Source organism: Nocardioides sp. FY1077 (genome assembly GCF_058681775.1).
Genome location: NZ_JBZWDB010000002.1, coordinates 338,707 through 364,545, shown reverse-complemented (window position 1 = coordinate 364,545; position 25,839 = coordinate 338,707). Strand labels below are relative to the sequence as shown.

The following is a 25,839-nucleotide window of genomic DNA, read 5'->3' as shown; positions in this document are numbered from 1 at the left end:
CTGCTGACACACTCCAGCCATGTCTGCCGAGATCGTCGAGAGCCACGACGCCGCCCCCGAGGAGCCGTTCGACGTCGAGCCGCCGTACGTGCCCGACGGCGACGCGCTCGCCGCCGTCGAGAAGTACGACGACCGCTTCCTCGACCGCGAGCTGAGCTGGCTGCACTTCAACCAGCGCGTGCTCGAGCTGGCCGAGGACCGCGAGCTGCCGCTGCTGGAGCGGGTGCGCTTCCTGGCCATCTTCACCAGCAACCTCGACGAGTTCTTCATGGTCCGCGTGGCCGGGCTCAAGCGCCGCATCGCCGCCGGGCTCGCGGTGCGCGCGGCCAGCGGGCTGATGCCGCGCGACGTGCTGCAGCAGATCTGGACCACCACCCGCGAGCTGAGCGAGCGCCAGGCGCGCCTGTTCAGCGAGGAGATCGTGCCGGCGCTCACCGACCAGGGCATCGAGCTGGTGCGCTGGGACGACCTCGACCGCGAGGAGCAGAAGCAGTGCAAGCGGATGTTCAAGGACCGGATCTTCCCGGTGCTGACGCCGCTGGCAGTCGACCCGGCCCACCCGTTCCCCTACATCTCCGGGCTCTCGCTCAACCTCGCCGTGCTGATCCAGAACCCGAAGACCGGCAAGGAGCACTTCGCGCGGGTCAAGGTGCCGCCGATCTTCAGCCGCTTCGTCCCGCTGGGCAACCAGCGCTTCGTCCCGCTCGAGGACGTCATCCGCGAGCACCTCAAGCGGCTCTTCCCGGGCATGGACGTGCTGGAGGTGCACACCTTCCGGGTCACCCGCAACGAGGACCTGGAGGTCGAGGAGGACGACGCCGAGAACCTGCTGGCCGCCCTCGAGAAGGAGCTGCTGCGCCGCCGCTTCGGCCCGCCGGTGCGCCTCGAGGTCGAGGAGTCGATCGCGCCCGGCGTCCTCGAGCTGCTCAAGGAGGAGCTCGGCGTGCAGGAGGACGAGGTCTTCCACCTGCCCGGCCCGCTCGACCTGCGCGGCCTGCACGGCATCGCCGACATCGCCCGCGAGGAGCTGAAGTACCCCGCGTTCGTGCCGACCACCCACAGCCGGCTGGCCGAGGTGGAGTCGGCCGCACCGGTCGACGTGTTCAAGGCCGCCCGCCGCCACGACGTGCTGCTGCACCACCCCTACGACTCGTTCGCCACCTCGGTGCAGCGCTTCATCGAGCAGGCCGCGGCCGACCCGCACGTGCTGGCGATCAAGCAGACGCTCTACCGCACCTCGGGCGACTCCCCCATCATCGACGCCCTGATCGACGCCGCCGAGGCCGGCAAGCAGGTCCTGGTGATCGTGGAGATCAAGGCCCGCTTCGACGAGTCGGCCAACATCCGCTGGGCGCGCAAGCTCGAGCAGGCCGGCTGCCACGTCGTCTACGGCCTGGTCGGGCTGAAGACCCACTGCAAGCTGGCGATGGTCGTGCGCGACGAGGGCCACCGCGGCGGTGGCATCCGCCGCTACACCCACATCGGCACCGGCAACTACAACCCGAAGACCTCGCGCACCTACGAGGACCTCGGCCTGATCACCACCGACGAGCGCATCGGCGAGGACGTCGCCCACCTGTTCAACAACCTCTCGGGCTGGTCCCGCAACGCCTCGTACGACGAGCTGCTGGTCGCGCCGGACTCGGTGCGCACCGGGCTGGTCGAGCAGATCCACCGCGAGATCTCCCACCACCTCGCCGGCCGCCCGGCGCGGATCCGCATCAAGGCCAACTCCGTGGTCGACGAGGCCGTCATCGACGCGCTCTACCTCGCCTCGCAGGCCGGCGTGCAGGTGCAGCTGCTGGTGCGCGGGATCTGCAGCCTGCGCCCGGGCGTGCCCGGCCTCAGCGAGAACATCGAGGTGCGCTCGATCCTGGGTCGCTTCCTGGAGCACAGCCGGGTGTCGTGGTTCGACAACGGCGGCGAGCCCATGGCGTGGATCGGCTCGGCCGACATGATGCACCGCAACCTCGACCGCCGCGTCGAGGTGCTGGTGCGCCTGCCCGGCCAGGAGAGCATCGACGAGATCGACCGGCTGCTCACGCTGGCCTTCGACGACGACACCAACGCCTGGGTGCTCGACAGCGACGGCTCGTGGACGCGCACCGCCGGGTCGGTGCACCTGCAGGAGTGCCTGATCGAGGGCCAGCGGCGCCGGCGGCACCCCGCCTGACGTCCCACCCTCGAACGGCCAAGCCCTAGCATGGTCGAGGTTCATGTCCGCCTCACCAGGAGTACATCGTGGGTTTGCGCTTCCGCCCGGTCGAGACGGCCTTCTACGAGGACTTCTCCGCCGCCGCGCAGCACCTCGTGGTGGGGGCCGGGCTGCTCGCCGAGTCGCTGGACACCACCGCCGACCTGGGCGCGGTGGCCGAGCGGATGCGTGACGCCGAGCACGCCGCCGACGAGACCACCCACGCCATCATCCGGCGCGTGAACACCACGTTCGTCACGCCGTTCGACCGGGAGGACATCTACGCCCTCGCCTCGGGCCTCGACGACGTGATGGACATGATGGACGAGGTCGTCGACATGCTCCTGCTCTACGAGGTGAAGCGGCTGCCCGCCCAGCTCTCCGACCAGGTCGAGGTGCTGCAGCGCTGCGCGGAGATCACCGCGGCCGCCATGCCGGGCCTGCGCTCGCTGCAGTCGCTCGACGAGTACTGGATCGAGATCAACCGCCTGGAGAACCTCGGCGACCGCAACCACCGGCGGATCCTGGCCCACCTCTTCTCGGGGGAGTTCAAGGCGATGGAGGTGCTGAAGCTCAAGGACATCGTGGAGTCCCTCGAGGACGCCATCGACGCCTTCGAGAAGGTGGCCAACATCGTCGAGCAGATCGCCGTCAAGGAGTCCTGAGCCCTCCATGGACCTCGCGATCGTCATCGCGGTCGTCGTCGTCGCGCTGGCCTTCGACTACACGAACGGCTTCCACGACGCCGCCAACGCCGTCGCCACCTCGGTGTCGACCCGGGCGCTGACCCCGCGGGTGGCCCTCGGCATGGCGGCGGTGATGAACTTCATCGGCGCCTTCCTCGGCCAGGGGGTGGCCGACACGGTGGGCTCGGTGATCACCCCGGAGACGGGCGGCTCGCACGGCCTGGTGATCGTGATGTCGGGCCTGCTCGGCGCCATCGTGTGGAACCTCCTCACCTGGTACCTCGGGCTGCCGTCGTCGTCCTCGCACGCGCTGATCGGCGGTCTGGTGGGCGCCGCCCTGGCCTCGGGGTCGGTGGTGAAGTGGGACGTCATCGTCGACAAGATCCTGCTGCCGATGCTCGCCTCGCCGCTGTTCGGGTTCGCCGCGGCGTTCGCCCTGATGGTCGCCGTCATGTGGGCGTTCCGGCGGGCCAACCCGCACCGCACGATGCGCGGGTTCCGCATCGCCCAGACGCTGTCGGCGGCCGCGATGGCGCTGGGCCACGGCCTGCAGGACGCCCAGAAGACGATGGGCGTGATCTTCCTGGCCCTGGTCACCGGCGGCTTCGCCAGCGCGGACGACGACCTGCCGGTCTGGGTGATCATCGCCGCCGCCACCGCCATCTCCGCCGGCACGTACGCCGGGGGCTGGCGGATCATGCGCACGCTGGGTCGTCGCATCATCGCCCTCGACCCCGCACGCGGCTTCGCCTCCGAGACCGTGGCCGCCGGCGTCCTCTACACGACGGCGTTCGCCTTCGAGGCACCGATCTCCACGACCCACACCATCACCTCCGCCGTGATGGGTGCTGGTGCGACCCGACGCTTCTCCGCCGTACGCTGGGGGGTGGTGCGCTCGATCCTCACCGCGTGGGTGCTCACGTTCCCCGCTGCAGGTGCCGTCGCCGCCGGCCTGTACGTCCTGTGCCGTTACCTGTTCCAGCTGCCGTGAGGACCCCCACCATCGACGACACCCGCCCCCGCCGCACCTTCGCCATCATCAGCCACCCCGACGCCGGCAAGTCGACGCTGACCGAGGCGCTGGTGCTGCACGCCCAGGTGATCTCCCAGGCCGGCGCCGTGCACGGCAAGGCCGGACGCAGCGGCACCGTCTCCGACTGGATGCAGATGGAGCGCGACCGCGGCATCTCCATCACCTCCGCCGCGCTGCAGTTCGAGCACGACGGCCACGTGATCAACATGGTCGACACCCCCGGGCACTCCGACTTCTCCGAGGACACCTACCGCGTGCTGTCGGCGGTCGACTCCGCGGTGATGCTCGTGGACGCCGCCAAGGGCCTCGAGCCGCAGACGCTCAAGCTGTTCCGGGTGTGCGCGCTGCGCGGCATCCCCGTCGTCACCGTGATCAACAAGTGGGACCGCCCCGGCCTCGACCCGCTCGAGCTGATGGACGGCATCGAGAAGCAGATCGGCCTGCGACCCACGCCACTGACCTGGCCCGTCGGCATCGCCGGCGACTTCCGCGGCGTGCTCGACCGCCGCACCGGTGACTTCATCCGCTACACGCGCACCGCCGGTGGTGCCACCCGCGCCCCCGAGGAGCACCTCGCCGCCGCCCGGGCCGCCGCCGAGGAGGGCGAGGTGTGGGACGCCGCGCAGGAGGAGCACGAGCTGCTCTCCGCCGACGGCGCCGACCACGACCAGGAAGCGTTCCTCGGCGGGCGCACCACCCCGGTGCTGTTCGCCTCCGCGCTGCAGAACTTCGGCGTGGCGCAGGTGCTGCGGGTGCTGGTCGAGCTGGCCCCGCCGCCGCACGCCACCCCCACCGACGACGGCGGCGTCCGCGAGATCGACGAGCCGTTCAGCGCGTTCGTCTTCAAGGTGCAGTCGGGCATGGACTCCGCCCACCGCGACCGGCTCGCCTACGCCCGGGTCTGCTCGGGCCTCTTCGAGCGCGGCATGGTCGTCAAGCACGCCTCGACCGGACGGCCCTTCGCCACCAAGTACGCCCAGGCCGTCTTCGGTCGCGAGCGCACGTCGGTGGAGACCGCCCTGCCCGGCGACATCATCGGCCTGGTCAACGCCAACGCCCTGCGCGTCGGTGACACCGTGCACGACGGCCCCGCCGTTCGCTTCCCCGCGATCCCGACCTTCGCCCCCGAGCACTTCATGAGCGTGCGGGCCAAGGAGTCGGGGCGCTACAAGCAGTTCCGGCGCGGCATCGAGCAGCTCGACCAGGAAGGCGTGGTGCAGGTCCTGCGCTCCACCGTGCGCGGCGACCAGAACCCCGTGCTGGCCGCGGTCGGGCCGATGCAGTTCGAGGTGGTGGCGGCCCGGATGGAGACCGAGTTCAACGCACCCGTCACCATGGACCACCTGAGCTACACGATCGCCCGGCGCACCCGCGCCGAGGACGTCGACGTGCTGGGCGGCGTACGGCAGGTCGAGGTCCTCGAGCGTGCCGACGGTGCCCACATCGTGCTGTTCCCCGACAAGTGGCGGGCCCACACCGTGGCCCGCGACCACCCTGACATCCTGATCGAGGAGCTCCCGGCCAGCACCTGACCCCGGTCAGCGGCAGGTCCGGGCGCTCCGGCGATCCCCGGCAACACCCCGAGAAGGGACATCAATGAGTCACCCCCATCCCGAGCTGAAGCGTCCTCCCCGCCTGCCCCGCAAGGGCCTGCGGATCGTTCCGCTCGGCGGCCTCGGCGAGATCGGCCGCAACATGACGGTCTTCGAGCACGACGGCAAGCTGCTGGTCGTCGACTGCGGCGTGCTGTTCCCCGAGGAGCACCAGCCCGGCGTCGACGTGATCCTGCCCGACTTCGAGTGGATCCGTGACCGCCTCGAGCACGTCGTCGGCATCGTGCTCACCCACGGTCACGAGGACCACATCGGCGGCGTGCCGTACCTGCTGCGCGAGCGCCCCGACATCCCGCTCATCGGCTCGCGCCTCACGCTGGCGCTGATCACCGAGAAGCTCAAGGAGCACCGGATCAAGCCGGTGGTCCACGAGGTCGCCGAGGGCGACCTGACGTCGTACGCGCCGTTCGACCTGGAGTTCCTCGCGGTCAACCACTCCATCCCCGACGCGCTGGCCGTGGCGATCCGCACCTTCGCGGGCCTCGTGCTGCACACCGGCGACTTCAAGATGGACCAGTTCCCCCTCGACAAGCGGATCACCGACCTGCGCGGCTTCGCCCGCCTCGGTGAGGAGGGTGTCGACCTGTTCCTCACCGACTCCACCAACGCCGAGGTGCCCGGCTTCACCACCTCCGAGCGCGAGCTGTCGCCGGCCATCGAGCAGGTCTTCCGTACCGCTCCGCGCCGCGTCATCGTCTCCAGCTTCGCCAGCCACGTGCACCGCATCCAGCAGGTGCTGGACGCCGCTCACGCCCACGGGCGCAAGGTGGCCTTCGTCGGCCGCTCGATGGTGCGCAACATGGGCGTGGCCCAGGAGCTGGGCTACCTCAACGTGCCCGACGGCCTCGTCGTGCCGCTCGACCAGCTCGAGCGGCTGCCCGCCCACAAGGCGGCGCTGGTCTGCACCGGCTCGCAGGGCGAGCCGCTGGCCGCGCTGTCGCGGATGGCCAACCGCGACCACAAGATCCGCGTCGGCGAGGGCGACACCATCCTGATGGCCAGCTCGGTCATCCCCGGCAACGAGAACGCCATCTCGAACGTGATCAACGGGCTGACCCGCTGGGGCGCCAACGTCGTCCACAAGGGCAACGCCAAGGTGCACGTCTCGGGCCACGCCAGCGCCGGTGAGCTCGTCTACTGCTACAACATCGTGCAGCCGCGCAACGTGATGCCCGTGCACGGCGAGTACCGCCACCTGCGCGCCAACGCCGACCTCGCGGTCGCCACCGGCATCGCCAAGGAGAACGTCGTGCTGGCCGAGGACGGCGTCGTCGTCGACCTGGTCGACGGCAAGGCCTCCGTGGTCGGCAAGGTGCGCTGCGGCAACATCTACGTCGACGCCAACACCGTCGGCGGCGTCACCGAGGCGACGCTGAAGGACCGCCGCACGCTGGCCGAGGAGGGCGTGGTCACCGTGCTCGCCATCGTCGACGCCGACTCCGGCGCCCTGGCCGACCCGCCCGACTTCCTCGTGCGCGGCTTCGAGCACCCCGCCGGTGCCTTCGACCCCGCTGTGGTGGTCGTCGAGAAGACGCTGGCCCGCGCGGCAGCCGAGGGCATCGGCGACTCCCGCCAGCTCGAGCAGATGCTCGGGCGCGAGGTCGGCCGCTGGGCGCAGAAGACCTTCCGTCGCAGCCCGCTGATCATCCCGGTGGTCATCGACGCCTGAGCCCCACCGCTCGACCCGACGGCCCCGTCACCCGCAGCAGCCGCCTGCGGGGGCGGGGCCGTCGTCGTACGACGCCGGTGCGCCGCAGACGCCGGTCTCGGGCAGCACCAGCTCGACGCGGGCCGCGGCCTCGTGGTCACCGGCGACGGCCGCCACGATGCTGCGGACCTGCTCGAAGCCGGTCAGCGCCAGGAACGACGGGGCGCGGCCGTAGGACTTCGTGCCTGCCAGGAACAGGCCCGGCTCGGGCTGGGCCAGCACGCTCGCGCCGTGGGGGCTCACGCTGCCGCAGGAGTGGTGGGCCGGGTGGATCTCGCCGGCCAGCGCCGTCGGGGCGCCCAGCTCGGCGTCGAGGTCGAGCTGCACCTGGTCGAGCCAGCTGTGGTCGGGGCGGAACCCGCTCACCACGACCACCTGGTCGACCCCGCTCACCGTGAGCGGCTTCGTGAGCGGCTCCGTGTGGGACGGGCCCGTGGGGCCGGTGGCGTCGGTCAGGTCCGGGAAGGAGGTGAGCGTGAGCCGTCCGTCGTCGTCGGCGTCCACCGCGGCGGTGCGGAAGGAGGTGACCACCTGCACCGGTCCGCCGCTCACCGCACGCCGGGCGGCGGCGCCGAGCGCGCCGCGGGCGGCGAGCTCGTCGTCGTCGCCCCCACCGAAGGCGTGGTCGGCCCCGGGGCGACGCACCAGCCAGGTCACCCGGGTGCCGGGGTGCTGCTCGGCGAGGGCGGCGAGCCGCACCAGCACGTGGTGGGCCGAGGCCCCCGACCCGGCCACCGCGACGTGGCGACCGGCGTAGCGACCAGCGACAGCCGCGTCGTCGAGGTCGGGGATGCCGTAGGTCAGGCGGTCGGCGTGCTCGGTCTCCCCGAGCGCGGGGTAGCCGTCACCACCGAGCGGGTTGGGCGCGCCCCAGGTGCCGGAGGCGTCCACCACCGCACGCGCGACCACCCGGGCCTGGTCGCGCGGCACCACCACGCCACCGGCGCCCTCGACGTGGAGCAGGAGCGGCAGCGCCTCCCGGCCCACGGCCACCAGGCGGTCGCGACCGTGCCGGGCCACCCCCACGACCCGGTGGCCGTAGCGGACGTCAGCGCCTGCCCCGGCCAGCGCGGCTGCGAGCGGCGCCAGGTAGCGCTCCACCCACTCCGCGCCCGTGGGCGTCCCGGTGGGGTCGGGACCGACCCACCCGGTGTCGGTCAGCAGCTTCTCCGCGGCCGGGTCGACGAGCTCCGACCAGGGCGAGAACAGGCGCACGTGGCCCCACTCCCGCACGCTGGCGGCGGCCGACGGCCCGGCCTCGAGGACGACGGTGGGCAGGCCACGGGACCAGGCGTGCGCGGCGGCGGCCAGGCCGATCGGACCGGCGCCCACGACGACCACCGGGTGCCGGGCGGCCGCGCGGACCTGGACGGCGGGGCTCTCGACCGGGGTGCTGACGACGGTGCTCATGAGGTTCCCTTCATCGACGACTGTCTATATCGAAGACCGTAGAGCGGAGCAGCCCACGACGCAAGGACTTCATAGGCGGACGTCGAAGTATGCTCGCCACATGACCCCACCCACCCTCGACCGGGCGCCCGCACGACTCGGGCGGGAGGACGCGCAGACCTACGCGACCTGGTTCGCGACCCTGGCCGACCCGACGCGGGTGCGGCTGCTGCACGCCGTGTCGACGGCGCCGTCGGGCCACCTGCGCGTCGGCGACCTGGCCACCGAGCTCGGGATCAGCCAGCCGACCACCACCCACCACGTGCAGCGGCTCGCCGACCTCGGGTTCGTCAGCGTCGACCGCGTCGGCACGAGCAAGTACGTCAGCGTCAACCCGGCGTGCTGCACCGGCCTCCCCCACGCCGCCGACGTGGTCATGGGCACGCTCGCCGAGCGGCCGTGCTGCCCCGAGGACCTGCCGGTCGACGTGTCCACGCGCGCGATGACCGACGCCGACCTCCCCGTCGTGCGCGACATCTACGCCGAGGGCATCGCGACCCGCCTGGCGACCTTCGAGACCGAAGTGCCCGACGTGGCGTCGCTGGCCGAGCGCTGGCTCCCCGGACACCGCTGGGTGGCCGAGGCCGAGGTGGCGGGCGAGCCCCGGGTGGTCGGCTGGACGGCGACCGGCCCGGTCTCGACCCGGGCGTGCTACGCCGGGGTCGGTGAGTCGTCGGTCTACGTCACCGAGGCGGCGCGTGGCCGCGGGGTCGGCCGGGCCCTGCTGTGGCGCCAGGTGACCGAGGCCGACGCCGGCGACCTGTGGACCCTGCAGACGTCGGTCTTCCCCGAGAACCGCGCCTCGATCGCCCTGCACCACTCCGCGGGCTACCGCACGCTGGCCGTGCGCTCGCGCATCGCCCGGCTCGACGGTGAGTGGCGCGACACGGTCCTGCTCGAGCGCCGGCGCGACGACGCCGCCGACGGGTGACCCCCACCGGCCCCGGTGGTCCCGCCCAGGAGGTGGACGTCTGCGTCGTCGGCGCGGGGCAGTCCGGGCTGGCGCTCGGCTTCCACCTGCAGCGGTCGAACCGGCGCGAGGAGGGGCCGCCGCTGTCGTACGTCGTCCTCGACGACCGCGGGACCGGCGGCGGCGCGTGGGTCGACTACTGGGAGGGACTCACGCTCTTCTCCCCCGCCGGTCACAGCTCGCTGGCCGGGTGGCCGATGCCGCCGTGGCCCCACGACGGCACCCCGACGGCCGCGCACGTGGCGGCGTACCTGCAGGCCTACGAACGGCGCTACGACCTGCCCGTCGAGCGCCCCCACCGGGTGGTGGCGGTGCGCGACCCCGGGCCGGGAGCGGGTGGCCGGCTCGAGGTCGCCACCGAGACCGGGACGACGTGGCGGGCGCGGGTGGTGGTGAGCGCGACGGGCACGTGGCGCCGGCCGTTCTGGCCGCGGGTGCCGGGCGCCGCGTCGTTCGGCGGCCGCCAGCTGCACGTCGCCGACCACCGGTCGTCGGCCGCGCTGGCCGGGCAGCGGGTGCTCGTCGTGGGCGGCGGCAACTCCGGCGCCCAGGTCACCGCCGACCTGGTGCTGCGCACCGACGCGCAGGTCACCTGGGCCACCCGTACGCCGCCCCGGTTCCTGCCCGACGACGTGGACGGCCGGGTGCTGTTCGAGGTGGCGTCACAGGCGGTCCGCGAGCGTGCCGCGGGCGAGGACGGTGGCGGAGCGGCCGGCGTCGGTGGCCTCGGCGACATCGTGGCGGTGCCCGACGTGCGGGAGGCCCGCGACCGGCGGGGGCTGCGTGCCGTGGCGATGCCCCACCGCCTGACCGCCACCGGCGCGGCGTGGGACGACGGCACCGAGAAGGACTTCGACGTCGTGGTCTGGTGCACCGGCTTCCGCCCCGCGCTGCACCACCTGCGGCCGCTGGGCCTGACCACCTCGGACGGGCACCCCCGCACCCGCTCCGCGGGCGCGGGCGGCACCGCGACGGTGGCCGCCGACGACCCCCGGGTGTTCTTCCTCGGCTACGGCGACTGGTGCGCCCCGGCCTCGGCCACCCTGATCGGGGTCAACCGCCCCGCGCGCGACACCGCCGACGCCGTCGCCGCCCAGGTGGCCGCCCAGGGAGCCGCCCGGACGACGGCGCCCGCTCAGTCCTCGCGGCGCGGGTAGAGGTACAGCACCACGGCCAGGCCGAGCAGCCCGCCGACGACCTGGACGGCGACGAACGCCGGCACCGACGACGGCGCGATGCCGGCGAAGGTGTCGGAGAACATCCGGCCCACGGTCACCGCGGGGTTGGCGAACGACGTGGAGCTGGTGAACCAGTACGCCGCGCCGATGTAGGACGCGACCGCCGGGGCGGCCAGCACACCGCGCCCGGTGCGGGTCAGCGTGAAGATCACCAGCACCAGCCCCGCGGTGGCCACGACCTCGGCGACCAGGTGGGCGCCCGACGCCCGCTCGTTGGTGGCCAGCTCGGTCGGCACCTCGAACATCACGTTGGCCAGCACCGCGCCCGCCACCGCGCCGAGGCACTGCACGACGACGTACGCCCCGACGCTCGCCAGCGACATGGCCGTGACGCCGTCGCGCCGGTCGGCGACCCAGGAGACCAGCGTGACCACCGGGTTGAAGTGCGCCCCCGAGACCGGCCCGAAGGCCAGGATCAGCACCACGAGGCCGAGCGCGGTGACCAGGCTGTTCTCGAGCAGCTGCAGGCCGACGTCGTCCGGGGAGAGCGACGCCGCCGCGATGCCCGAGCCCACCACCACCGCGACCAGCAGGGCGGTGCCGAGCAGCTCGGCGACCAGCTGTCGGTGCAGCGGGGCGACCAGCGGCGTCTCGTCGGCGGGGGCGCCCAGGGCGGTGTCGGTGTGGCTCACGGGCACATCTTGACGAACCACGGTCACTCAGTCAAACTTGACTCAATGACCACTGAGCGATCGACCACGACGGACCCCGGGACCGACCCGCGGGTCGCGAAGCACGCCGCGCTGGCCGACCCCGCGCGGCTCGCGGTCGTCGACCTCCTCCACGTCGGCGACGCGGCTCCCTCCGAGCTGCAGGCGGCGCTGGCGCTGTCGTCGGCCCTGCTGGCCCACCACCTCAAGGTGCTCGAGGACGCCGGCATCGTGGCCCGCCGGCGCTCCGAGGGCGACCGGCGCCGCAGCTACGTGACCCTGGTGCCCGGCGGGCTCGACGCCGTCGGCGCCGTCGCACGCCCGGTGGGGAGCCCGCGCCGGGTCGTCTTCGTCTGCACCGCCAACAGCGCCCGGTCCCAGCTCGCCACGGCCATCTGGCGCCGCAGCAGCGACCTCCCGGTCGCCTCCGCCGGCACCCACCCCGCCGCCGCGATCGCGCCCGGCGCGCGGGCGGCAGCGCGGCGCCACGGACTGCGCCTGGTCGACGACACCCCGCGCCACCTCGACGACGTCGTGCGCGACGGCGACCTGGTGGTCACCGTCTGCGACAACGCCCACGAGGAGCTCGGCGGGCGCGACGCCGTGCACTGGGCGGTGCCCGACCCCGTCGCCGTCGACACCCCGGGCGCCTACGACGACGCCGTGGCCGACCTCGACCGCCGCATCGGTGGCCTGACCGCCCTCACCGGCGCCTGACCCGCACCGACAGCACCCACCACTCCACCCGAGACGAGCCGTGATGACCACACCGACCACCTCCACCGGGCCGCTGAGCCTGGATCAGCACGCCGCCCTGCGCGCCTCCGCGGTGCGCCTCGCCGCCGAGTTCTCCGGCACCTACGGTGCCGAGACCATCGAGCGGTTCCTCACCAGCTCCTACGACGAGTTCGCCGGGCGCGCCACCGTGCCGGGGTTCCTGCCGCTGCTCGCCGAGCGGTTCGCCCGCCAGCGGCTGCAGGCCCTGGCCAAGGTCGAGGGCGCCCACGACGACGGCGTGCCCACCGTGCTGTTCCTCTGCGTGCACAACGCGGGGCGCTCGCAGATGGCGCTGGGGTTCTTCCAGCACCATGCCGGCGACCGCGCCGTCGCGTGGTCGGGCGGCTCGGAGCCCGGCGACCTGGTCAACCCGGTCGCGATCACCGCCATGGCCGAGCGCGGCATCGACATCTCTGACGAGTACCCGAAGCCGTGGACCGACGAGGTGGTGCGCGCCGCCGACGTCGTGGTGTCGATGGGCTGCGGCGACGCCTGCCCGATCTTCCCGGGCAAGACGTACGAGGAGTGGGAGCTCGACGACCCCGACGGCGCCGACCTCAACACCGTGCGCGCCGTCCGCGACGCCGTCGAGCGGCGCGTGCTCACCCTCGTCGACCAGCTCGACCTCCCCGTCGCACGCTGACCCGCACGCTGACTGAGCGCGCGCCCGCCAGACCCCACCGATCCACGACGACAGAAGGAACATCTGCTGTGACCACGCCCGTGACCACCACCCCGCCCCAGGTCGTCTTCGCCTGCCGCAAGAACGGCGGCCGCTCGGTGATCTCCCGCCTGCTCACCGAGCACTACGCCGGCGACGCCGTCGTGGCGCTCTCGGCCGGCACCGAGCCCGGCGACCACGTGCACCCCGAGGTGGCCCGGGTGCTCGAGGAGCTCGGCCTCGACACCTCGCGCGAGACCCCGAAGGCGCTGACCCGCGAGATGATCGCGGCCAGCGACGTGGCCATCACCCTCGGCTGCGGCGAGGAGTGCCCGTACGTGCCGGGGGTGCGCTACGTCGACTGGCCGGTCGAGGACCCCAAGGGCCAGGACGACGCCGTCGTGCGCACGATCGTCGCCGACCTCGACGCCCGCGTGCGGGCGCTGGTCGCCGACCTGGTGCCGGGCGTCGCCCTGCCCGCCTCGGTGCTGGCCTGACGACGCGGGCCCGACGGGAGCTGTCGGCTCAGCCGAAGCGGCCGGAGATGTAGGACTCCGTCGACTCCATGTCGGGGTTGGTGAACATCTTCTTGGTGGGGTTGAACTCCACCAGGTGGCCGGGCTCGCCGGTGGCCTTCAGGTTGAAGAAGCCGGTCTCGTCGGAGACGCGGGCGGCCTGCTGCATGTTGTGGGTCACGATGACGATCGTGTAGTCGGCCTTGAGCTCGTGGATCAGGTCCTCCACGGCCGAGGTCGAGATCGGGTCGAGGGCCGAGCAGGGCTCGTCCATCAGCAGCACCTGCGGCTCCACCGCGATGGCGCGCGCGATGCACAGCCGCTGCTGCTGGCCGCCCGAGAGCCCCATGCCGGGCTTCGACAGGCGGTCCTTGACCTCGTTCCAGAGGTTGGCGCCCTTGAGCGAGCGCTCGACGATCGCGTCGGACTCCGACTTCTTCATCCGCTTGGCGTTGAGGCGGTTGCCGGCCAGCACGTTGTCGTAGATCGACATCGTGGGGAACGGGTTGGGCCGCTGGAAGACCATGCCGATCTGGCGGCGCACGGCCACCGGGTCGACGGAGGCGTCGTAGAGCGACTGGCCGTCGACGACGACCTTGCCCTCGGCGCGGGCGCCCGGGATGACCTCGTGCATGCGGTTCAGCGAGCGCAGGAAGGTCGACTTGCCGCAGCCCGAGGGTCCGATCAGCGCGGTCACCGCCCGCGCCTTGATGGACATGTTGACGCCCTGGACGGCGAGGAAGTCGCCGTAGTAGATGTCCAGGTCGGAGACGTCGATGCTCTTGGCCATGACGTGGGGGTCCTCTCAGGGTGCCGCGGTCAGCGGCCGGTCTTGGGGGCGAAGATGCTGCCGACGACGCGTGCGATGACGTTGAGCGCCATCACGATGATGATGAGCACGAGGGCAGCACCCCACGCCCGCTCCACCTGGAACGGTACGTAGTCGGCCAGCCCACCGCGAGTGGCCTCGGAGAAGATGAGGACCGGCAGGGTGGCCATGCTCCCCTCGAAGGGGTTGAAGTTGGTCGAGCGCAGCGTGCCGACGATGAGCAGCAGCGGCGCGGTCTCGCCGGCGACCCGGGCCACCGCGAGCATGACGCCGGTGACGATGCCGCCGACCGCGGTGGGCAGCACCACCTTGGTGATCGTGCGCCACTTCGGCACACCGAGGGCGTACGACGCCTCGCGCAGCTCGTCGGGCACCAGCTTGAGCATCTCCTCGGTGGCGCGCACGACGATCGGGATCATCAGCACCGACAGCGCGATCGAGCCGCCGATGCCCATCCGGGTGCCGGGGCCGAAGAGGAGCGTGAACAGCGCGAGGGCGAACAGGCCCGCCACGATCGAGGGGATGCCGGTCATCACGTCGACCAGGAAGGTCAGGATCCGGGCGAGCCGGTTGCCCTTGCCGTACTCGATCAGGTAGATCGCGGCCATCACACCGACCGGCACCGAGATCAGGGTGGCCAGCGCAGTGATGATCAGGGTGCCCATGATGGCGTGGTAGATACCGCCGCCCTCGCCGAGCACGCCGTCCTGGGAGAAGGTGAGGAACTCCATCGACAGGGCCGGGGCGCCACGGCTGACCACCTCGAAGATCACCGCCACCAGCGGCATCATCGCGATGGCGAAGGCGCTCCACACGATCGTGGTGACGAGGCGGTCGACACCCTTGCGGGATCCCTCGACGGCCGTCGACCAGACGGGCAGGGCGACGACGAGGATCAGCCAGCCGACGACGACGACGGCGGCGATCCCCCACCCGAGGAGCAGGCCGGCGAGGGCGGCGAGGCCGAAGGCCACCGCCATCGCCACGAACGGCGCCCACGAGGGCAGCTGCGGTCGCGAGAGCGAGATGCTGTCGCCGCCGGGAGCGGGGGCGGGACGGGTCTGGAGGTCGGTCACGGGGTCACCCCTTGGCCTGGCCGCGGGCAGCGAGCCAGCGACCGAGGAAGTTGACGGCGAAGGTCACGACGAAGAGCACGAGCCCGCCGAAGATGAGGACGTTGGTCTTGATGCCGGAGGCGTTGGTGTAGTTCAGCGCGATGCTCGCCGCGATCGTCGAGGGGTTCTGCGACGAGATCAGGTTGACCGTGATGATCCCGGAGGCGGCCAGCACCATCGCGACCGCCATGGTCTCGCCGAGCGCGCGGCCCAGGCCGAGCAGCACCGCCGAGGTCACGCCGGAGCGCGAGTACGGGAACACCGTCATCTTGATCATCTCCCAGCGGGTGGCCCCGAGGGCCAGCGCGGCCTCCTCGTGCATCCGCGGGGTCTGCGAGAACACCTCGCGGCACAGGGCGGTGATGATCGGCAGCGCCATCACGGCCAGCACGATCCCGGCGGTGAGGATGGTGCGACCGGTCGTCACCGGGCCGGCGAAGAGCGGGATGAAGCTGAGGTTGTCGGCCAGCCACTCGTAGATCGGGAAGACCCAGCTCTGCAGCGTCTCGCGACCCCACAGGCCGTAGACGACGCTGGGCACCGCGGCGAGCAGGTCGATGGCGTAGCCGATGAAGCGGGCCACGCGGCGCGGCGCGTAGTGGGAGATCACCAGCGCGACGCCGATCGCGAGCGGCGTGGCGATCACCAGCGCGATGATCGCGGCCAGTGCCGTGCCGAAGAGCAGCGGCCAGACGTAGAGGACGATGTTGTCCTTGCCGTAGGCCTGGTCGCCGCTGGCCGAGAGGGCCGGGATGCTCTGCAGGACGAGGAACAGCGCCACGCCCGCGAGCGCGACCATGATGAGCAGGCCGGCGGCCTTGGCGATGCCGGCGAAGACCGCGTCGCCGCGGCGGCTGACGTCGGCGCCGTCGAGCCCTGTGGGCACGTCCGGCTCGGTGCTGGTGGTGGTCACCTGGTCCCTCTTCCTGGGTGGATCTTCGTGCTCAGGGTCGTGCTGCGCGTGCTGCCTGCGCGGGTCGGGGGTCCGGGCCGCTCATGCGGACCCGGACCCCCGAGGTGCGAGCTGGTGTCAGCCTGCCGTGATGCTGTCGACGATGTCGAGCGCCTGCTCCTCGAGCTCCGGAGCGAGCGGGGCGACGCCCGCCTCGTCGGCGCCGAACTGCTGGCCCTCCGAGCTCAGGATGTAGCCGAGGTACGCCTTCACGAAGTCGGCGTCGGCCTGCTCCGGGTAGGTCGAGCACGCGATCATGTAGGACGTCAGCACGATCGGGTAGGTGTTGGCCTCGTCGGTGGTGTAGTCGAGGTCGAAGATCAGCTGGTTCTCACCCGCGTCGGCCGCCGGGGGCGACACCGAGAGGATGTTGGCAGCGGCCTCGGGCGACGGCGCGACGAACTCCTGGCCGACCCCGATGTTGGCCACGCTGAGGTCACCGGCCTGGCTGGCGTCGGCGTACCCGATGGCGTTCTGGCCGTCGCTCACGGCCGAGATGACGCCGGAGGTGCCCTGGGCACCCTCGCCGCCGAAGGCCTGCGGCCAGACCTCGACTGCACCCTCGGTCCAGGTGCTCTCCGCAGCGACGCTGAGGTAGTTGGTGAAGTTCTCGGTGGTGCCCGACTCGTCGGAGCGGTGCACGGGGTTGATCGTGGCCGAGGGGAGCTCGGCGTCGGGGTTGTCGCCCGCGATGGCCTCGTCGTCCCACTCGGTGATCTCACCGGCGAAGATGCCGGCGAGGGTGTCGGGCGAGAGGTTGAGCTCGTCGACGCCCTCGACGTTGAAGACGATCGCGATCGGGCTGACGTAGCTCGGCACCTCGATGGGGGCCTCGCCACCGCAGCGCTCGGTGGCCGCGGTGAGCTCGTTGTCGGGCGCCTCGTCGACCAGGTAGGCGTCGGAGCCGGCGGTGAGGTAGGCCTCGGAGATGAAGTTCTCGCGGCCGCCACCGGAGCCGACGGGCTCGTAGGTGACGGTGGCGCCGGGCTGCACGTCGGTGAAGCCGGTGGTCCAGGCGAGCTGGGCGGCCTCCTGGGCCGACGAGCCACCGATGGTGTACTGGCCCTCGACGGTGACGTCGGAGGACTCGGGCGAGGTGCCCTCGGAGGAGTCGCCGCTGCTGTCGCTGCTCTCCTCGTTGCCGGCGCTGCAGCCGGCGAGGGCGAGGGTCATGGCGGCGATACCGGGCACGATGGCGCGGCGGATGGAGGTGCTCTTCACTGCGGGATCTCCTGAAGTCTCAAGTGTGGGACGCCGAGGAAGTTAGGCAGTGCAGGTAGACGGATGCATCGCGAGACGTGAACGAGGCGTGAACGAGATCTGCCCGTTCCATGTCAGTGCGCGGGCCCTGCGGCGTACATCACGTGAACGCGGCTCAGACCGGTTGCCGAGGTCCCCGGAAGTGGTCTAGCGCACCAGGTGGCGCTCGGTGGCGACCACCCGCTGCTTGCGCAGGTGCACGACGAGCAGCTCGCCCGGCTCGAGGGCCACCTCCGGCACCCCCAGGGCCCGCAGCACCGGCGGCAGCACGGGCCGGTGGGTGCACAGCAGGGTGCCGCGCCGCGCCGCCGACTCCTCCTCGAGCAGCCGCTCCACCAGCCGGGCGACGCCGGCCTCGGTGGCGTCCTCCTCGCTGAGCCGGCGCCGGGTCTCGGGCACCACGCCCACCGTCTCGGTCCACGGCGCCACCGTCTCCACGCAGCGCGTGGACGGCGACGTCACCACCCGCACCGCGTCGTAGGCCGCCAGCACCGGCACCAGCCGCAGCGCCTGGGCGCGGCCGGCCTGCAGCAGCGGTCGCTCGCGGTCGTCGGCGCGCCACGCCTTGCGCGAGCGCGCCTGGGCGTGGCGCACCACCACCAGCGGGTGGGTGCGCCGGCGCACTCCCAGCGCCTCCTGCAGCGTGGCGCGGTCGCGCTCGTAGGTCAGCACGCGCGCGGCCTCGTCGCGGTCGACCCACGCGACGCCGTCGATCTCGTCGTTGACCGCGTAGCGGCTGACGTCGTCGTCGCCCACGGCCCGGGCCACCCAGTAGTCGACGCTCTTCATGCCGCGCACCGTGCGGTAGCGCTGACCGGTCAGCGGCACGCCGAGGCGCACGTGCAGCCCGGTCTCCTCCTCCACCTCGCGCACGGCGGCGGTGGCGGCGTGCTCGCCGCGGTCGAGCTTGCCCTTGGGGAAGGACCAGTCGTCGTAGCGACCTCGGTGCACCAGGAGCACCTGTCCCCCGCTGCGGAAGACCACGCACCCGGCGGCCCGGACGTCGTTCGGCGGGGTGACGGCCATGGTCGTAGTCTCACACCACCCACCGCCCGAGGGAGGACCCGCCGTGCCCCGACGTCCTGCGCGCCGCACGCTGCTGGTCGCGGTGGCCGCCGTGGTGGCGCTGCTCGTGGTGGTCGTCGGCGCGGTCGCCGGGCTGCGGGCCTGGCGCTCGGCGTCCCAGACCGACCTGCAGCGGGCCGTCGCGCTGGTGCCCGCCGACACCCAGCGCTACTCGTGGACCGACTGGGCCGGCGTGCGCGAGGAGGTGAGCTCGTCGGTGGACGCCGACTCCTCGCTGGAGGAGCTCGGGGCGTTCCTCGACGCCGGCTACGACCTCGACCTCACCTCGACCACCGCACTGGTGGAGTCGGCCGACCTGCTGCAGCAGGAGCTCGGCTGGTCACCGGCGTCGGTGGAGTGGGAGCTGTTCGCCCAGGCCGGCACCGGCGCCGTCGACGTGCTCGGCATGCCCGACGACACCGACTTCGCCGACCTGCAGCGCCGCCTCGAGGTCCTCGGCTTCGCCCGCATCGACGGCACCGACGTCTGGGACGGCTCGGGCCAGGGCCTCGCCGGCGCCAGCGCGCGCACCGGGCTCACCGCCTCCCCCACGCTCCAGTACGTCGCGCTGCTGCCCGACGACGGGCTCGTGGTCACCGGCGACAACGAGCGCTACCTCACGACCACGCTGGAGGGGCTCGGCGACGCCGAGCCCGACGCCGGCGTCGCTGGGGTGGTCGAGCGGGTCACCGCCGACGACGACCCGCTCTCGGCGGCCGTCTACTCCGGCGAGCACGCCTGCGAGGCCCTGGCCATGGGTCAGGCCGACCCCACCGACCGCGCCGAGGCCGACGCCCTGCTCGCCCGCGCCGGCCCGGTCGACCCGCTCACCGCCTTCGCCCTCGCCGTCGGTCCCGGACGGGAGGCCCGCGCCGCGCTCGGCTTCGCCGACGAGGACCAGGCGCGCGTCAACGCCGACACCCGGGCGGTGCTGCTGGACGGGCCGGCGCCCGGGCAGGGCGGCGACTTCACCGACCGGTTCACCGTGGACGCCGTCACCGCCGACGACGAGGTCGTCACGGTCGACCTCACCCCCGCGCCCGACGCGTTCGTCGTCTCCGACCTCTCCACCGGCCCGGTGCTGTTCGCCACCTGCTGAGCCGTCGTGGTGGGCCGTCGTGGTGGGCCGTCGTGGTGGGCCGCCGTGGCGACGGCGTCAGGTGAAGGCGCGCAGCCGCAGGCTGTTGGAGACCACGACGACCGACGACAGCGCCATCGCGGCACCGGCGATCATCGGGGTGAGCAGGCCGGCGGCGGCCAGCGGCAGTGCCGCGACGTTGTAGGCGAACGCCCAGAACAGGTTGACCCGGATCGTGGCCAGCGTGCGCCGCGCGAGCCGCACGGCGGTCGGCACGGCACGCAGGTCGCCGCCCACCAACGTCAGGTCGGCGGCCTGGATCGCGACGTCGGCGCCGGTGCCGAGGGCGATGCCGAGGTCGGCGGTGGCCAGCGCGGCGGCGTCGTTGACGCCGTCGCCCACCATCGCGACCACCCGCCCCTCGGCCTGCAGCCGGCGCACCTCCGCCACCTTGCCGGCCGGCAGCACGTCGGCCACGACCCGCTCGACGCCGACCTCGGCGGCCACCGCCGCAGCGGCGCGGGCGTGGTCGCCGGTGAGCAGCACCGGCTCCAGACCCAGCGCCCGGGCCTGCGCCACGGCCTCGGCGGCACCCGGCTTGACGGTGTCGGCCACCGCCAGCACCGCGCGGGCCTCGCCGTCCCAGCCCACGACCACCGCGGTGCGCCCCGCGGCGCGCGCCGCCTCGAGCGCGGCGTCCACCTCGGGGGTGGTCGCCAGGCCCTCGTCGGCGAGCAGGGCCGGGCGCCCGACGACCACGCGCACGCCGTCGACCTCGCCGACGACGCCGAGCCCGGCGCGACTGGCGAACCCGGTGACCGGCGGCAGCGGGCCGGACCACGCCGCGACGACCGCCCGCGCCACCGGGTGCTCCGAGCCCTGCTCGAGCGCGGCCGCCCGGCGGTGGGCCTGCGCGATGGCCTCGCCGCCGGAGCCGTGGTCAGGCGAGTCGCTTCGTTGGTCGAGTGCCGAGGAGCGCCAGCGACGAGGTGTATCCAGACCAGGCGACCCGCCGGGCAGGTCGCTTCGTTGGTCGAGTGCCGAGGAGCGCCAGCGACGAGGTGTATCGAGACCGGGCGACCCGCCGGGCACCACCACCTCGACCAGTGCCATGCGTCCGGTGGTGACCGTGCCGGTCTTGTCGAGCACGAGGGTGTCGACGCGGCGGGTCGACTCCAGCATCTCGGGCCCGCGGATGATGATGCCCAGCTGGGCGCCGCGGCCGGTGCCGACCAGCAGCGCGGTGGGCGTGGCCAGCCCGAGCGCACACGGGCAGGCGATGATCAGCACCGCCACCGCCGCGCTGAAGGCGCCCGCCGCCGACCCCCCGAGCAGCAGCCAGCCCGCCAGGGTGGCCAGCGACAGCGCGATCACCAGCGGCACGAACACCGCCGAGACCCGGTCGGCCAGACGCTGCACCTCCGCCTTGCCGCTCTGCGCCTCCTCGACCAGACGCGCCATCTGCTCCAGCTGGGTCTGCGCACCGACGTGGGTGGCCCGCACGACCAACCGGCCGCCGGCGTTCACGCACGCACCGACCACGACATCGCCCGGACCCACCTCCACCGGCACCGCCTCGCCGGTGAGCAGCGAGGCGTCGACGGCCGACGTGCCGCTCACGACGACGCCGTCGGTGGCGACCTTCTCCCCCGGTCGCACCACGAAGAGGTCGCCGGCGACCACCGACGCCGCCGGCACCGTGGTCTCCACGCCGTCGCGCAGGAGCACGACCTCCTTGGCGCCGAGCTCGAGCAGGGCGCGCAGCGCGGCACCCGCGCGGCGCTTCGAGCGCTTCTCGAACCAGCGACCGGCCAGCAGGAAGGTGGTGACGCCGGTGGCGGCCTCGAGGTAGATGTCGTCGAGGCCTCCCGAGCGGTCGACGGTGAGCTGGAAGCCGTGGGTCATGCCGGGTTCGCCGGCCGTGCCCCACACCAGAGCGACCACCGACCACAGGTAGGCCGCGGTGACACCGAGGGAGACCAGGGTGTCCATGGTCGTGGCGCCGTGGCGCAGGTTGACCGCGGCCACGCGGTGGAAGGGCCAGGCCGCCCACAGCACCACCGGGGTGGCCAGCACCAGCGAGGCCCACGGCCACCCGGTGACCTGCAGCGGCGGCACCATCGCCATCGCCACGACCGGCACCGTGAGCACGGCCGCCACGAGGAGTCGCCGCTTCAGCGCGTCCGCCTCGCGGTCGACGTCGTCGTCGGCCGCGCCGGCGCTGTCGCCGTCGGCGGCGCCGACCGGAGCGGGCAGGCGCGCGGCGTACCCGGCCGCCTCGACCGTGGCCACCAGGTCGTCGGCCGACACCGTGGCCGGGAAGACGACGTGGGCCTTCTCGGTGGCGTAGTTGACGCTGGCGGTGACCCCGTCGAGCTTGTTGAGCTTGCGCTCGATGCGCGACGCGCACGACGCGCACGTCATCCCGCTGATGGCGAGGTCGAGGTCGGTCGTGCTCATGGGCCCTCCGGGGTCGGTCGTGCGGGTGTCGCTGGTCGTGCGGGCCGGTGCGGGATCAGGCCAGCGCGTAGCCGGCCTCGGTCACCGCGGCCTCCACCTCGGCGCGGTCGAGCTCGCGGCTGCTGGTCACCACGACGCGGCCGTCGTCGAGGGTGACCGCGACGGTCTCGACGGCGTCGAGCTCCTCGAGCTCCTCGGTGACGGAGGCGACGCAGTGGCCGCAGGTCATGCCGGTGACGGTCCAGGTGCTGGTGGCGCTCATCGGGTTCTCCTCGTGGTGGGGTCAGGAACGGACGAGGCGGGCGATCGCGTCGACGGCCTCGGTGACCTTCTCGCGCGCCTGCTCGTCGCTCTCGCGGGCGGCGTCGACGACGCAGTGGCTGAGGTGCTCCTCGAGCAGGCCGATCGAGACGGCGTGCAGGGCCTTCGTCATCGCGGAGACCTGGGTGAGGATGTCGATGCAGTACTTCTCCTCCTCCACCATGCGCTGCAGACCGCGGGCCTGGCCCTCGATGCGGCGCAGCCGCTTGAGGTGCTCGTCCTTGCGGTGGAGGTAGCCGTGCTGGTGGGGAGCGTCGTCCATGCTGTCAGCATACCCCTGGGGGGTATCCGGCGGAAGGTCGTGCCACCACCGGGCCCGTGGGCCCGGGTCGACGGCGAGGTTCAGGCGGGCGCGTCGGTGTCGCGCGCGGGGTCGACGCCGAGGATCTCGTCGATCAGCCGCTGCGGGAGGTGCTCGTCGGACTCGCTCGCAGCGATGATGAGGTTGGTGGTCAGCTCGACCTCACCGAGCAGGTCGGCGTCCTCGAGCGACACGTCGAACTGGTCGTGCACCCTGGCCTCGCTCCCTGGTCGGTGGACATCAGGACAATGGTGCCCGACCGAGCCAAGAACAACCCGGATGGACACCAGTCGTCACCACGTGTTCCCCCACCCACCCGGGTCGGGAGACACGACGAGACCCCGCCCCCGGGGGGACAGGGCCTCGTCGGCCGTGCGATGACCGGTCGGACGTGCCGACCGGTCGAAGTCGTCAGACCGGGCGGACGTTCTCCGCCTGCGGGCCCTTGGGACCCTGGGTGACGTCGAACTCGACCTTCTGGTTCTCGTCCAGGGACTTGTAGCCCTGGGTCTGGATCGCCGAGTAGTGCACGAAGACGTCGTCGCCGCCGTCCTCCTGCGCGATGAAGCCGAAACCCTTCTCGGCGTTGAACCACTTCACGGTGCCTTGAGCCATCTGCTTGGTACTCCTGTGATCGGAAAGAGAGGCCATCACTTCGACGACCCCACAACTCGGTGCGGTGACACGTCGCTCCGACCAAGTGGATCACCACGAAGCAGAACGCCGTTGGATCACAAACTCCGCGGGCGTCAGACCAGCAGGAACTTGCACCTGTTGCTGACCGCGACACTACCCGGTCGGGCCTGGGAGCGGTCGACCCACGCCCCACTTCGTGGACGACGGCCCGTGAAGGTTGTGCGACGCGGGCGTGACGTCGAGGTGCTCCTCGTGGCGCGCGGGGCGCACCGGGACACCCGGCGAGGACGACGTGCCGGTGCGCGATACTTGCCCCCGCCCGTCGCCCGAGCGACGCGGGGGCCTCTAGCTCAATGGGCAGAGCAGGAGACTTTTAATCTCTTGGTTGTGGGTTCGAGTCCCACGGGGCCCACCCCGAGTCCGCACCTGATCCCAGGAGTCCCCCTTGCCACGACCACGCCACCTCGGCCCGGTGCTCCTCGCCCTTGCCCTGGGAGTCACCGTCGGTGTGCTCACCTCGCTCCTGCAAGCGCACCTGGACTACCCCTGGTTGGCGCTCGTCAACGCCGCGAGCCCGTGGCTGACGACCGCCTTCGTCGCGGGCGCGCTGCAGTCACGGCTCTCGACCGCCGTGGTGCTGGGGGTCGCCGCAACGCTGCTCGAGGTCGTCGCCTACTACGTCACCGCAGACCTGCGCGGCTTCGGTGTCTCGACGACGTACGTCGTCCTGTGGTCGCTGTGTGCAGTCGTGGGCGGCCCGGTCTTCGGGGCAGCGGGCCACGTCTGGCGGCGTTCGGCTCCTGCCGGCGTGGGTGCGGCGCTGCTGGTCGCGGCGTACGCGAGTGAGGCCGTGGTCCTGTACCACTTCCAGCTGGGCTACACCTCCGCCGCTTGGCTGTTCGGTGCCATCGCCCTGGCGCTCGCGGTCGGCCTGGGCTGGCACCGACGTCAGTACCCCGCCCTCGCGCGGTGGCTGCTCCCGGCCTTCGTCGCCGGGGTGGCCGGGCAAGCGGTGCTAGGCATGGTGCTCGTGTGAGGGTCGGCGCAGGGCCAGCGCGGCCGCGGCGGTGAGCGCCACCGCGGCCAGCACGTAGGCGTTGCCGACGACGTGCTGCCACGGCGACCAGGTGAGCTCGAGGTCGCCGCGGTGGGGCAGCCACCACATCGGGGCCAGCGCGAACAGCGCCGTCCAGGCGCCCGCCGCGACGCGGAGGCCGCGGCGCCAGAGCACGAGCGCGACAGGCACGGCCCAGACCCAGTGGTGCGACCAGGTGATCGGCGAGGCCAGCAGCATGGCCAGCGCACCCAGGCACAGCCCGACGTCGTGGGCGCCGCGGCGCCACCACGCGCAGCCGACCAGCAGCGTCGCCACCGACACCGACCCCGCCAGCGCGAGCCACAGCAGCGTGGGCGCCTCGCCGCCGGACAGCCGGGCGAGCACCCCGCTCACCGACTGGTTGCTGACGAAGGCGGGGCTGCCGGGGCGGGCGGGGTCCCAGAGCACGTGGGTCCAGTAGTCGAGCGAGGAGCGCGGGGCGACCAGCGCGCCGAGGGCGATCGTGGCCAGGACCGTGGCCACGGCCCGCCCGGCGTCGGCGCGACGCCCGACCACCACCAGCAGCACCACGAAGACCAGGGGCGTCAGCTTCACCGCCGCCACCAGCCCCACCAGCACGCCCGACCAGCGACGGCGCGGCCCGAGCAGGTCGACGGTGACGGCCGCCATCACCAGCAGGTTGACCTGGCCGAACAGCAGGTTCTCCCGCACCGGCTCCAGGAGCACCGCCGCGGCGGTGACGCCGACCAGCGCCCACGCCCCGGTGCCGGGCGAGGTGCGGTGCACGACGAGCCCGAGGGCCAGCACGCTGAGGGCGGCCCAGGCCGCGGCGGCCACCGGCAGCGGCAGCGGCACCAGCACGGTCATCAGCAGCGCCGCGAACGGCGGGTAGGTGAACGGCAGCCCGGTCGCCGGCTCGGCCGCGGTGTAGAGGTGGTCGCCGGCCAGCAGCGTCTGCCCGCCGTACCGGTAGACCTCCAGGTCGACGAACCCCGTGTGCACCTGCACCAGGGCCGCGGCGACCAGCAGCACCACCAGGGCGGCCGTTGCGGCGAGCACCGCCCCGGCCGGCCCACCGACCCGCGCCCGCCACGAGGGACCGTCGACCGCGGTCGGCAGGGGGGTCGGCTCGAGACGCGTCACGGCTGCGGACGATAGGCAGCCGGCCTACGCCGAGGTGAACGGCGGGACTCGTGCCGAGGTGGGGGCCGTGAACTCGTGCCCCACCCACCCCGAAGGTGGGGTGTACCTCCTACGACGAGCGGGTACCG

25 protein-coding genes and 1 tRNA gene are annotated in these 25,839 nt (G+C 72.7%); 13 read left to right on the top strand and 13 right to left on the bottom strand.

Features of this window, described 5'->3' with window-relative positions:
* Positions 1-19 precede the first annotated feature (19 nt).
* From AC4OR8_RS06660 to AC4OR8_RS06640, 5 genes are all read left to right on the top strand, one after another.
* A complete protein-coding gene (locus AC4OR8_RS06660; RefSeq protein WP_492164750.1) occupies positions 20-2,173 on the top strand; it encodes an RNA degradosome polyphosphate kinase in 2,154 nt (717 codons plus the stop codon).
* A 68-nt stretch (positions 2,174-2,241) separates the two neighbouring features.
* Complete coding sequence (locus AC4OR8_RS06655) at positions 2,242-2,859, top strand: DUF47 domain-containing protein (protein ID WP_492164749.1); 618 nt, start codon at positions 2,242-2,244, stop codon at positions 2,857-2,859.
* 7 nt (positions 2,860-2,866) lie between these two features.
* The gene (locus AC4OR8_RS06650; RefSeq protein WP_492164748.1) at positions 2,867-3,871 is read left to right on the top strand and encodes an inorganic phosphate transporter; all 1,005 of its coding nucleotides are present in this window, start codon (positions 2,867-2,869) and stop codon (positions 3,869-3,871) included.
* On the top strand, positions 3,868-5,445 hold the full coding sequence (locus AC4OR8_RS06645; RefSeq protein ID WP_492164747.1) for a peptide chain release factor 3: 1,578 nt from the start codon (positions 3,868-3,870) through the stop codon (positions 5,443-5,445). The genes AC4OR8_RS06650 and AC4OR8_RS06645 overlap by 4 nt, the downstream gene beginning before the upstream one ends.
* Positions 5,446-5,509: 64 nt before the next feature.
* Positions 5,510-7,195, top strand: coding sequence for a ribonuclease J (locus tag AC4OR8_RS06640; protein ID WP_492164746.1), 1,686 nt, complete (start codon positions 5,510-5,512; stop codon positions 7,193-7,195).
* Positions 7,196-7,222: 27 nt separating this feature from the next.
* Here the strand turns inward: AC4OR8_RS06640 and AC4OR8_RS06635 are convergent, their stop codons facing one another.
* Complete coding sequence (locus tag AC4OR8_RS06635; RefSeq protein WP_492164745.1) at positions 7,223-8,644, bottom strand: FAD-dependent oxidoreductase; 1,422 nt, start codon at positions 8,642-8,644, stop codon at positions 7,223-7,225.
* Between the two features lie 100 nt (positions 8,645-8,744).
* Here AC4OR8_RS06635 and AC4OR8_RS06630 point away from each other — a divergent pair, with 100 nt between their 5' ends.
* Positions 8,745-9,614: a helix-turn-helix domain-containing GNAT family N-acetyltransferase gene (locus tag AC4OR8_RS06630; RefSeq protein WP_492164744.1), complete on the top strand. Its 870-nt coding sequence runs from the start codon at positions 8,745-8,747 to the stop codon at positions 9,612-9,614.
* Complete coding sequence (locus tag AC4OR8_RS06625; RefSeq protein WP_492164743.1) at positions 9,611-10,810, top strand: ArsO family NAD(P)H-dependent flavin-containing monooxygenase; 1,200 nt, start codon at positions 9,611-9,613, stop codon at positions 10,808-10,810. Before AC4OR8_RS06630 ends, AC4OR8_RS06625 begins: the two co-directional genes overlap by 4 nt.
* On the opposite strand, the gene AC4OR8_RS06620 is transcribed toward AC4OR8_RS06625, so the two are convergent.
* Entirely contained in the window at positions 10,789-11,523 is a 735-nt protein-coding gene (locus AC4OR8_RS06620; RefSeq protein WP_492164742.1) for an aquaporin, read from the bottom strand. The two genes, AC4OR8_RS06625 and AC4OR8_RS06620, sit on opposite strands and share 22 nt — an antisense overlap.
* A 45-nt stretch (positions 11,524-11,568) precedes the next feature.
* Between AC4OR8_RS06620 and AC4OR8_RS06615 the strand changes: the two genes are divergently transcribed.
* The 3 genes from AC4OR8_RS06615 to AC4OR8_RS06605 all read left to right on the top strand — a co-directional run bounded on the left by AC4OR8_RS06615 (position 11,569) and on the right by AC4OR8_RS06605 (position 13,476).
* Positions 11,569-12,258 carry an arsenate-mycothiol transferase ArsC gene (locus AC4OR8_RS06615; protein ID WP_492164741.1) on the top strand — a complete coding sequence of 230 codons (690 nt, stop codon included), beginning with the start codon at positions 11,569-11,571 and terminating at the stop codon, positions 12,256-12,258.
* 43 nt (positions 12,259-12,301) lie between these two features.
* The gene (locus tag AC4OR8_RS06610; RefSeq protein ID WP_492164740.1) at positions 12,302-12,961 is read left to right on the top strand and encodes an arsenate reductase ArsC; all 660 of its coding nucleotides are present in this window, start codon (positions 12,302-12,304) and stop codon (positions 12,959-12,961) included.
* A 68-nt stretch (positions 12,962-13,029) separates the two neighbouring features.
* The gene (locus AC4OR8_RS06605) at positions 13,030-13,476 is read left to right on the top strand and encodes an arsenate-mycothiol transferase ArsC (protein WP_492164739.1); all 447 of its coding nucleotides are present in this window, start codon (positions 13,030-13,032) and stop codon (positions 13,474-13,476) included.
* A gap of 28 nt (positions 13,477-13,504) precedes the next feature.
* Here the strand turns inward: AC4OR8_RS06605 and pstB are convergent, their stop codons facing one another.
* The 5 genes from pstB to AC4OR8_RS06580 form a co-directional block, all read right to left on the bottom strand.
* Positions 13,505-14,284 carry a phosphate ABC transporter ATP-binding protein PstB gene (pstB, locus tag AC4OR8_RS06600; protein ID WP_492164738.1) on the bottom strand — a complete coding sequence of 260 codons (780 nt, stop codon included), beginning with the start codon at positions 14,282-14,284 and terminating at the stop codon, positions 13,505-13,507.
* A 29-nt stretch (positions 14,285-14,313) separates the two neighbouring features.
* Positions 14,314-15,399: a phosphate ABC transporter permease PstA gene (pstA, locus tag AC4OR8_RS06595; protein WP_492164737.1), complete on the bottom strand. Its 1,086-nt coding sequence runs from the start codon at positions 15,397-15,399 to the stop codon at positions 14,314-14,316.
* Positions 15,400-15,403: 4 nt separating this feature from the next.
* Positions 15,404-16,351 carry a phosphate ABC transporter permease subunit PstC gene (gene pstC, locus AC4OR8_RS06590; RefSeq protein WP_492164736.1) on the bottom strand — a complete coding sequence of 316 codons (948 nt, stop codon included), beginning with the start codon at positions 16,349-16,351 and terminating at the stop codon, positions 15,404-15,406.
* A gap of 117 nt (positions 16,352-16,468) precedes the next feature.
* Positions 16,469-17,611 carry a phosphate ABC transporter substrate-binding protein PstS gene (locus AC4OR8_RS06585; protein WP_492164735.1) on the bottom strand — a complete coding sequence of 381 codons (1,143 nt, stop codon included), beginning with the start codon at positions 17,609-17,611 and terminating at the stop codon, positions 16,469-16,471.
* 186 nt (positions 17,612-17,797) lie between these two features.
* Positions 17,798-18,676: an NUDIX hydrolase gene (locus AC4OR8_RS06580; protein WP_492164734.1), complete on the bottom strand. Its 879-nt coding sequence runs from the start codon at positions 18,674-18,676 to the stop codon at positions 17,798-17,800.
* 43 nt (positions 18,677-18,719) lie between these two features.
* Here AC4OR8_RS06580 and AC4OR8_RS06575 point away from each other — a divergent pair, with 43 nt between their 5' ends.
* Complete coding sequence (locus AC4OR8_RS06575) at positions 18,720-19,814, top strand: hypothetical protein (RefSeq protein WP_492164733.1); 1,095 nt, start codon at positions 18,720-18,722, stop codon at positions 19,812-19,814.
* A 57-nt stretch (positions 19,815-19,871) separates the two neighbouring features.
* On the opposite strand, the gene AC4OR8_RS06570 is transcribed toward AC4OR8_RS06575, so the two are convergent.
* From AC4OR8_RS06570 to AC4OR8_RS06550, 5 genes are all read right to left on the bottom strand, one after another.
* Positions 19,872-22,253, bottom strand: a complete 2,382-nt coding sequence (locus tag AC4OR8_RS06570) for a heavy metal translocating P-type ATPase (RefSeq protein ID WP_492164732.1) — start codon at positions 22,251-22,253, stop codon at positions 19,872-19,874.
* A 55-nt stretch (positions 22,254-22,308) separates the two neighbouring features.
* On the bottom strand, positions 22,309-22,515 hold the full coding sequence (locus AC4OR8_RS06565; protein ID WP_492164731.1) for a heavy-metal-associated domain-containing protein: 207 nt from the start codon (positions 22,513-22,515) through the stop codon (positions 22,309-22,311).
* A 21-nt stretch (positions 22,516-22,536) separates the two neighbouring features.
* Complete coding sequence (locus AC4OR8_RS06560; RefSeq protein ID WP_492164730.1) at positions 22,537-22,836, bottom strand: metal-sensitive transcriptional regulator; 300 nt, start codon at positions 22,834-22,836, stop codon at positions 22,537-22,539.
* An 80-nt stretch (positions 22,837-22,916) separates the two neighbouring features.
* On the bottom strand, positions 22,917-23,087 hold the full coding sequence (locus tag AC4OR8_RS06555) for a hypothetical protein (RefSeq protein ID WP_492164729.1): 171 nt from the start codon (positions 23,085-23,087) through the stop codon (positions 22,917-22,919).
* 199 nt (positions 23,088-23,286) lie between these two features.
* Entirely contained in the window at positions 23,287-23,490 is a 204-nt protein-coding gene (locus AC4OR8_RS06550) for a cold-shock protein (protein WP_056863399.1), read from the bottom strand.
* A gap of 360 nt (positions 23,491-23,850) precedes the next feature.
* Between AC4OR8_RS06550 and AC4OR8_RS06545 the strand changes: the two genes are divergently transcribed.
* Both AC4OR8_RS06545 and AC4OR8_RS06540 read left to right on the top strand, forming a co-directional pair.
* Positions 23,851-23,923 (top strand) — tRNA-Lys (locus AC4OR8_RS06545).
* Positions 23,924-23,956: 33 nt separating this feature from the next.
* On the top strand, positions 23,957-24,547 hold the full coding sequence (locus tag AC4OR8_RS06540; RefSeq protein ID WP_492164728.1) for a DUF6518 family protein: 591 nt from the start codon (positions 23,957-23,959) through the stop codon (positions 24,545-24,547).
* Here AC4OR8_RS06540 and AC4OR8_RS06535 read toward each other — a convergent pair.
* Complete coding sequence (locus AC4OR8_RS06535; protein WP_492164727.1) at positions 24,527-25,711, bottom strand: glycosyltransferase 87 family protein; 1,185 nt, start codon at positions 25,709-25,711, stop codon at positions 24,527-24,529. The genes AC4OR8_RS06540 and AC4OR8_RS06535 overlap by 21 nt on opposite strands.
* Between the last annotated feature and the right edge of the window lie 128 nt (positions 25,712-25,839).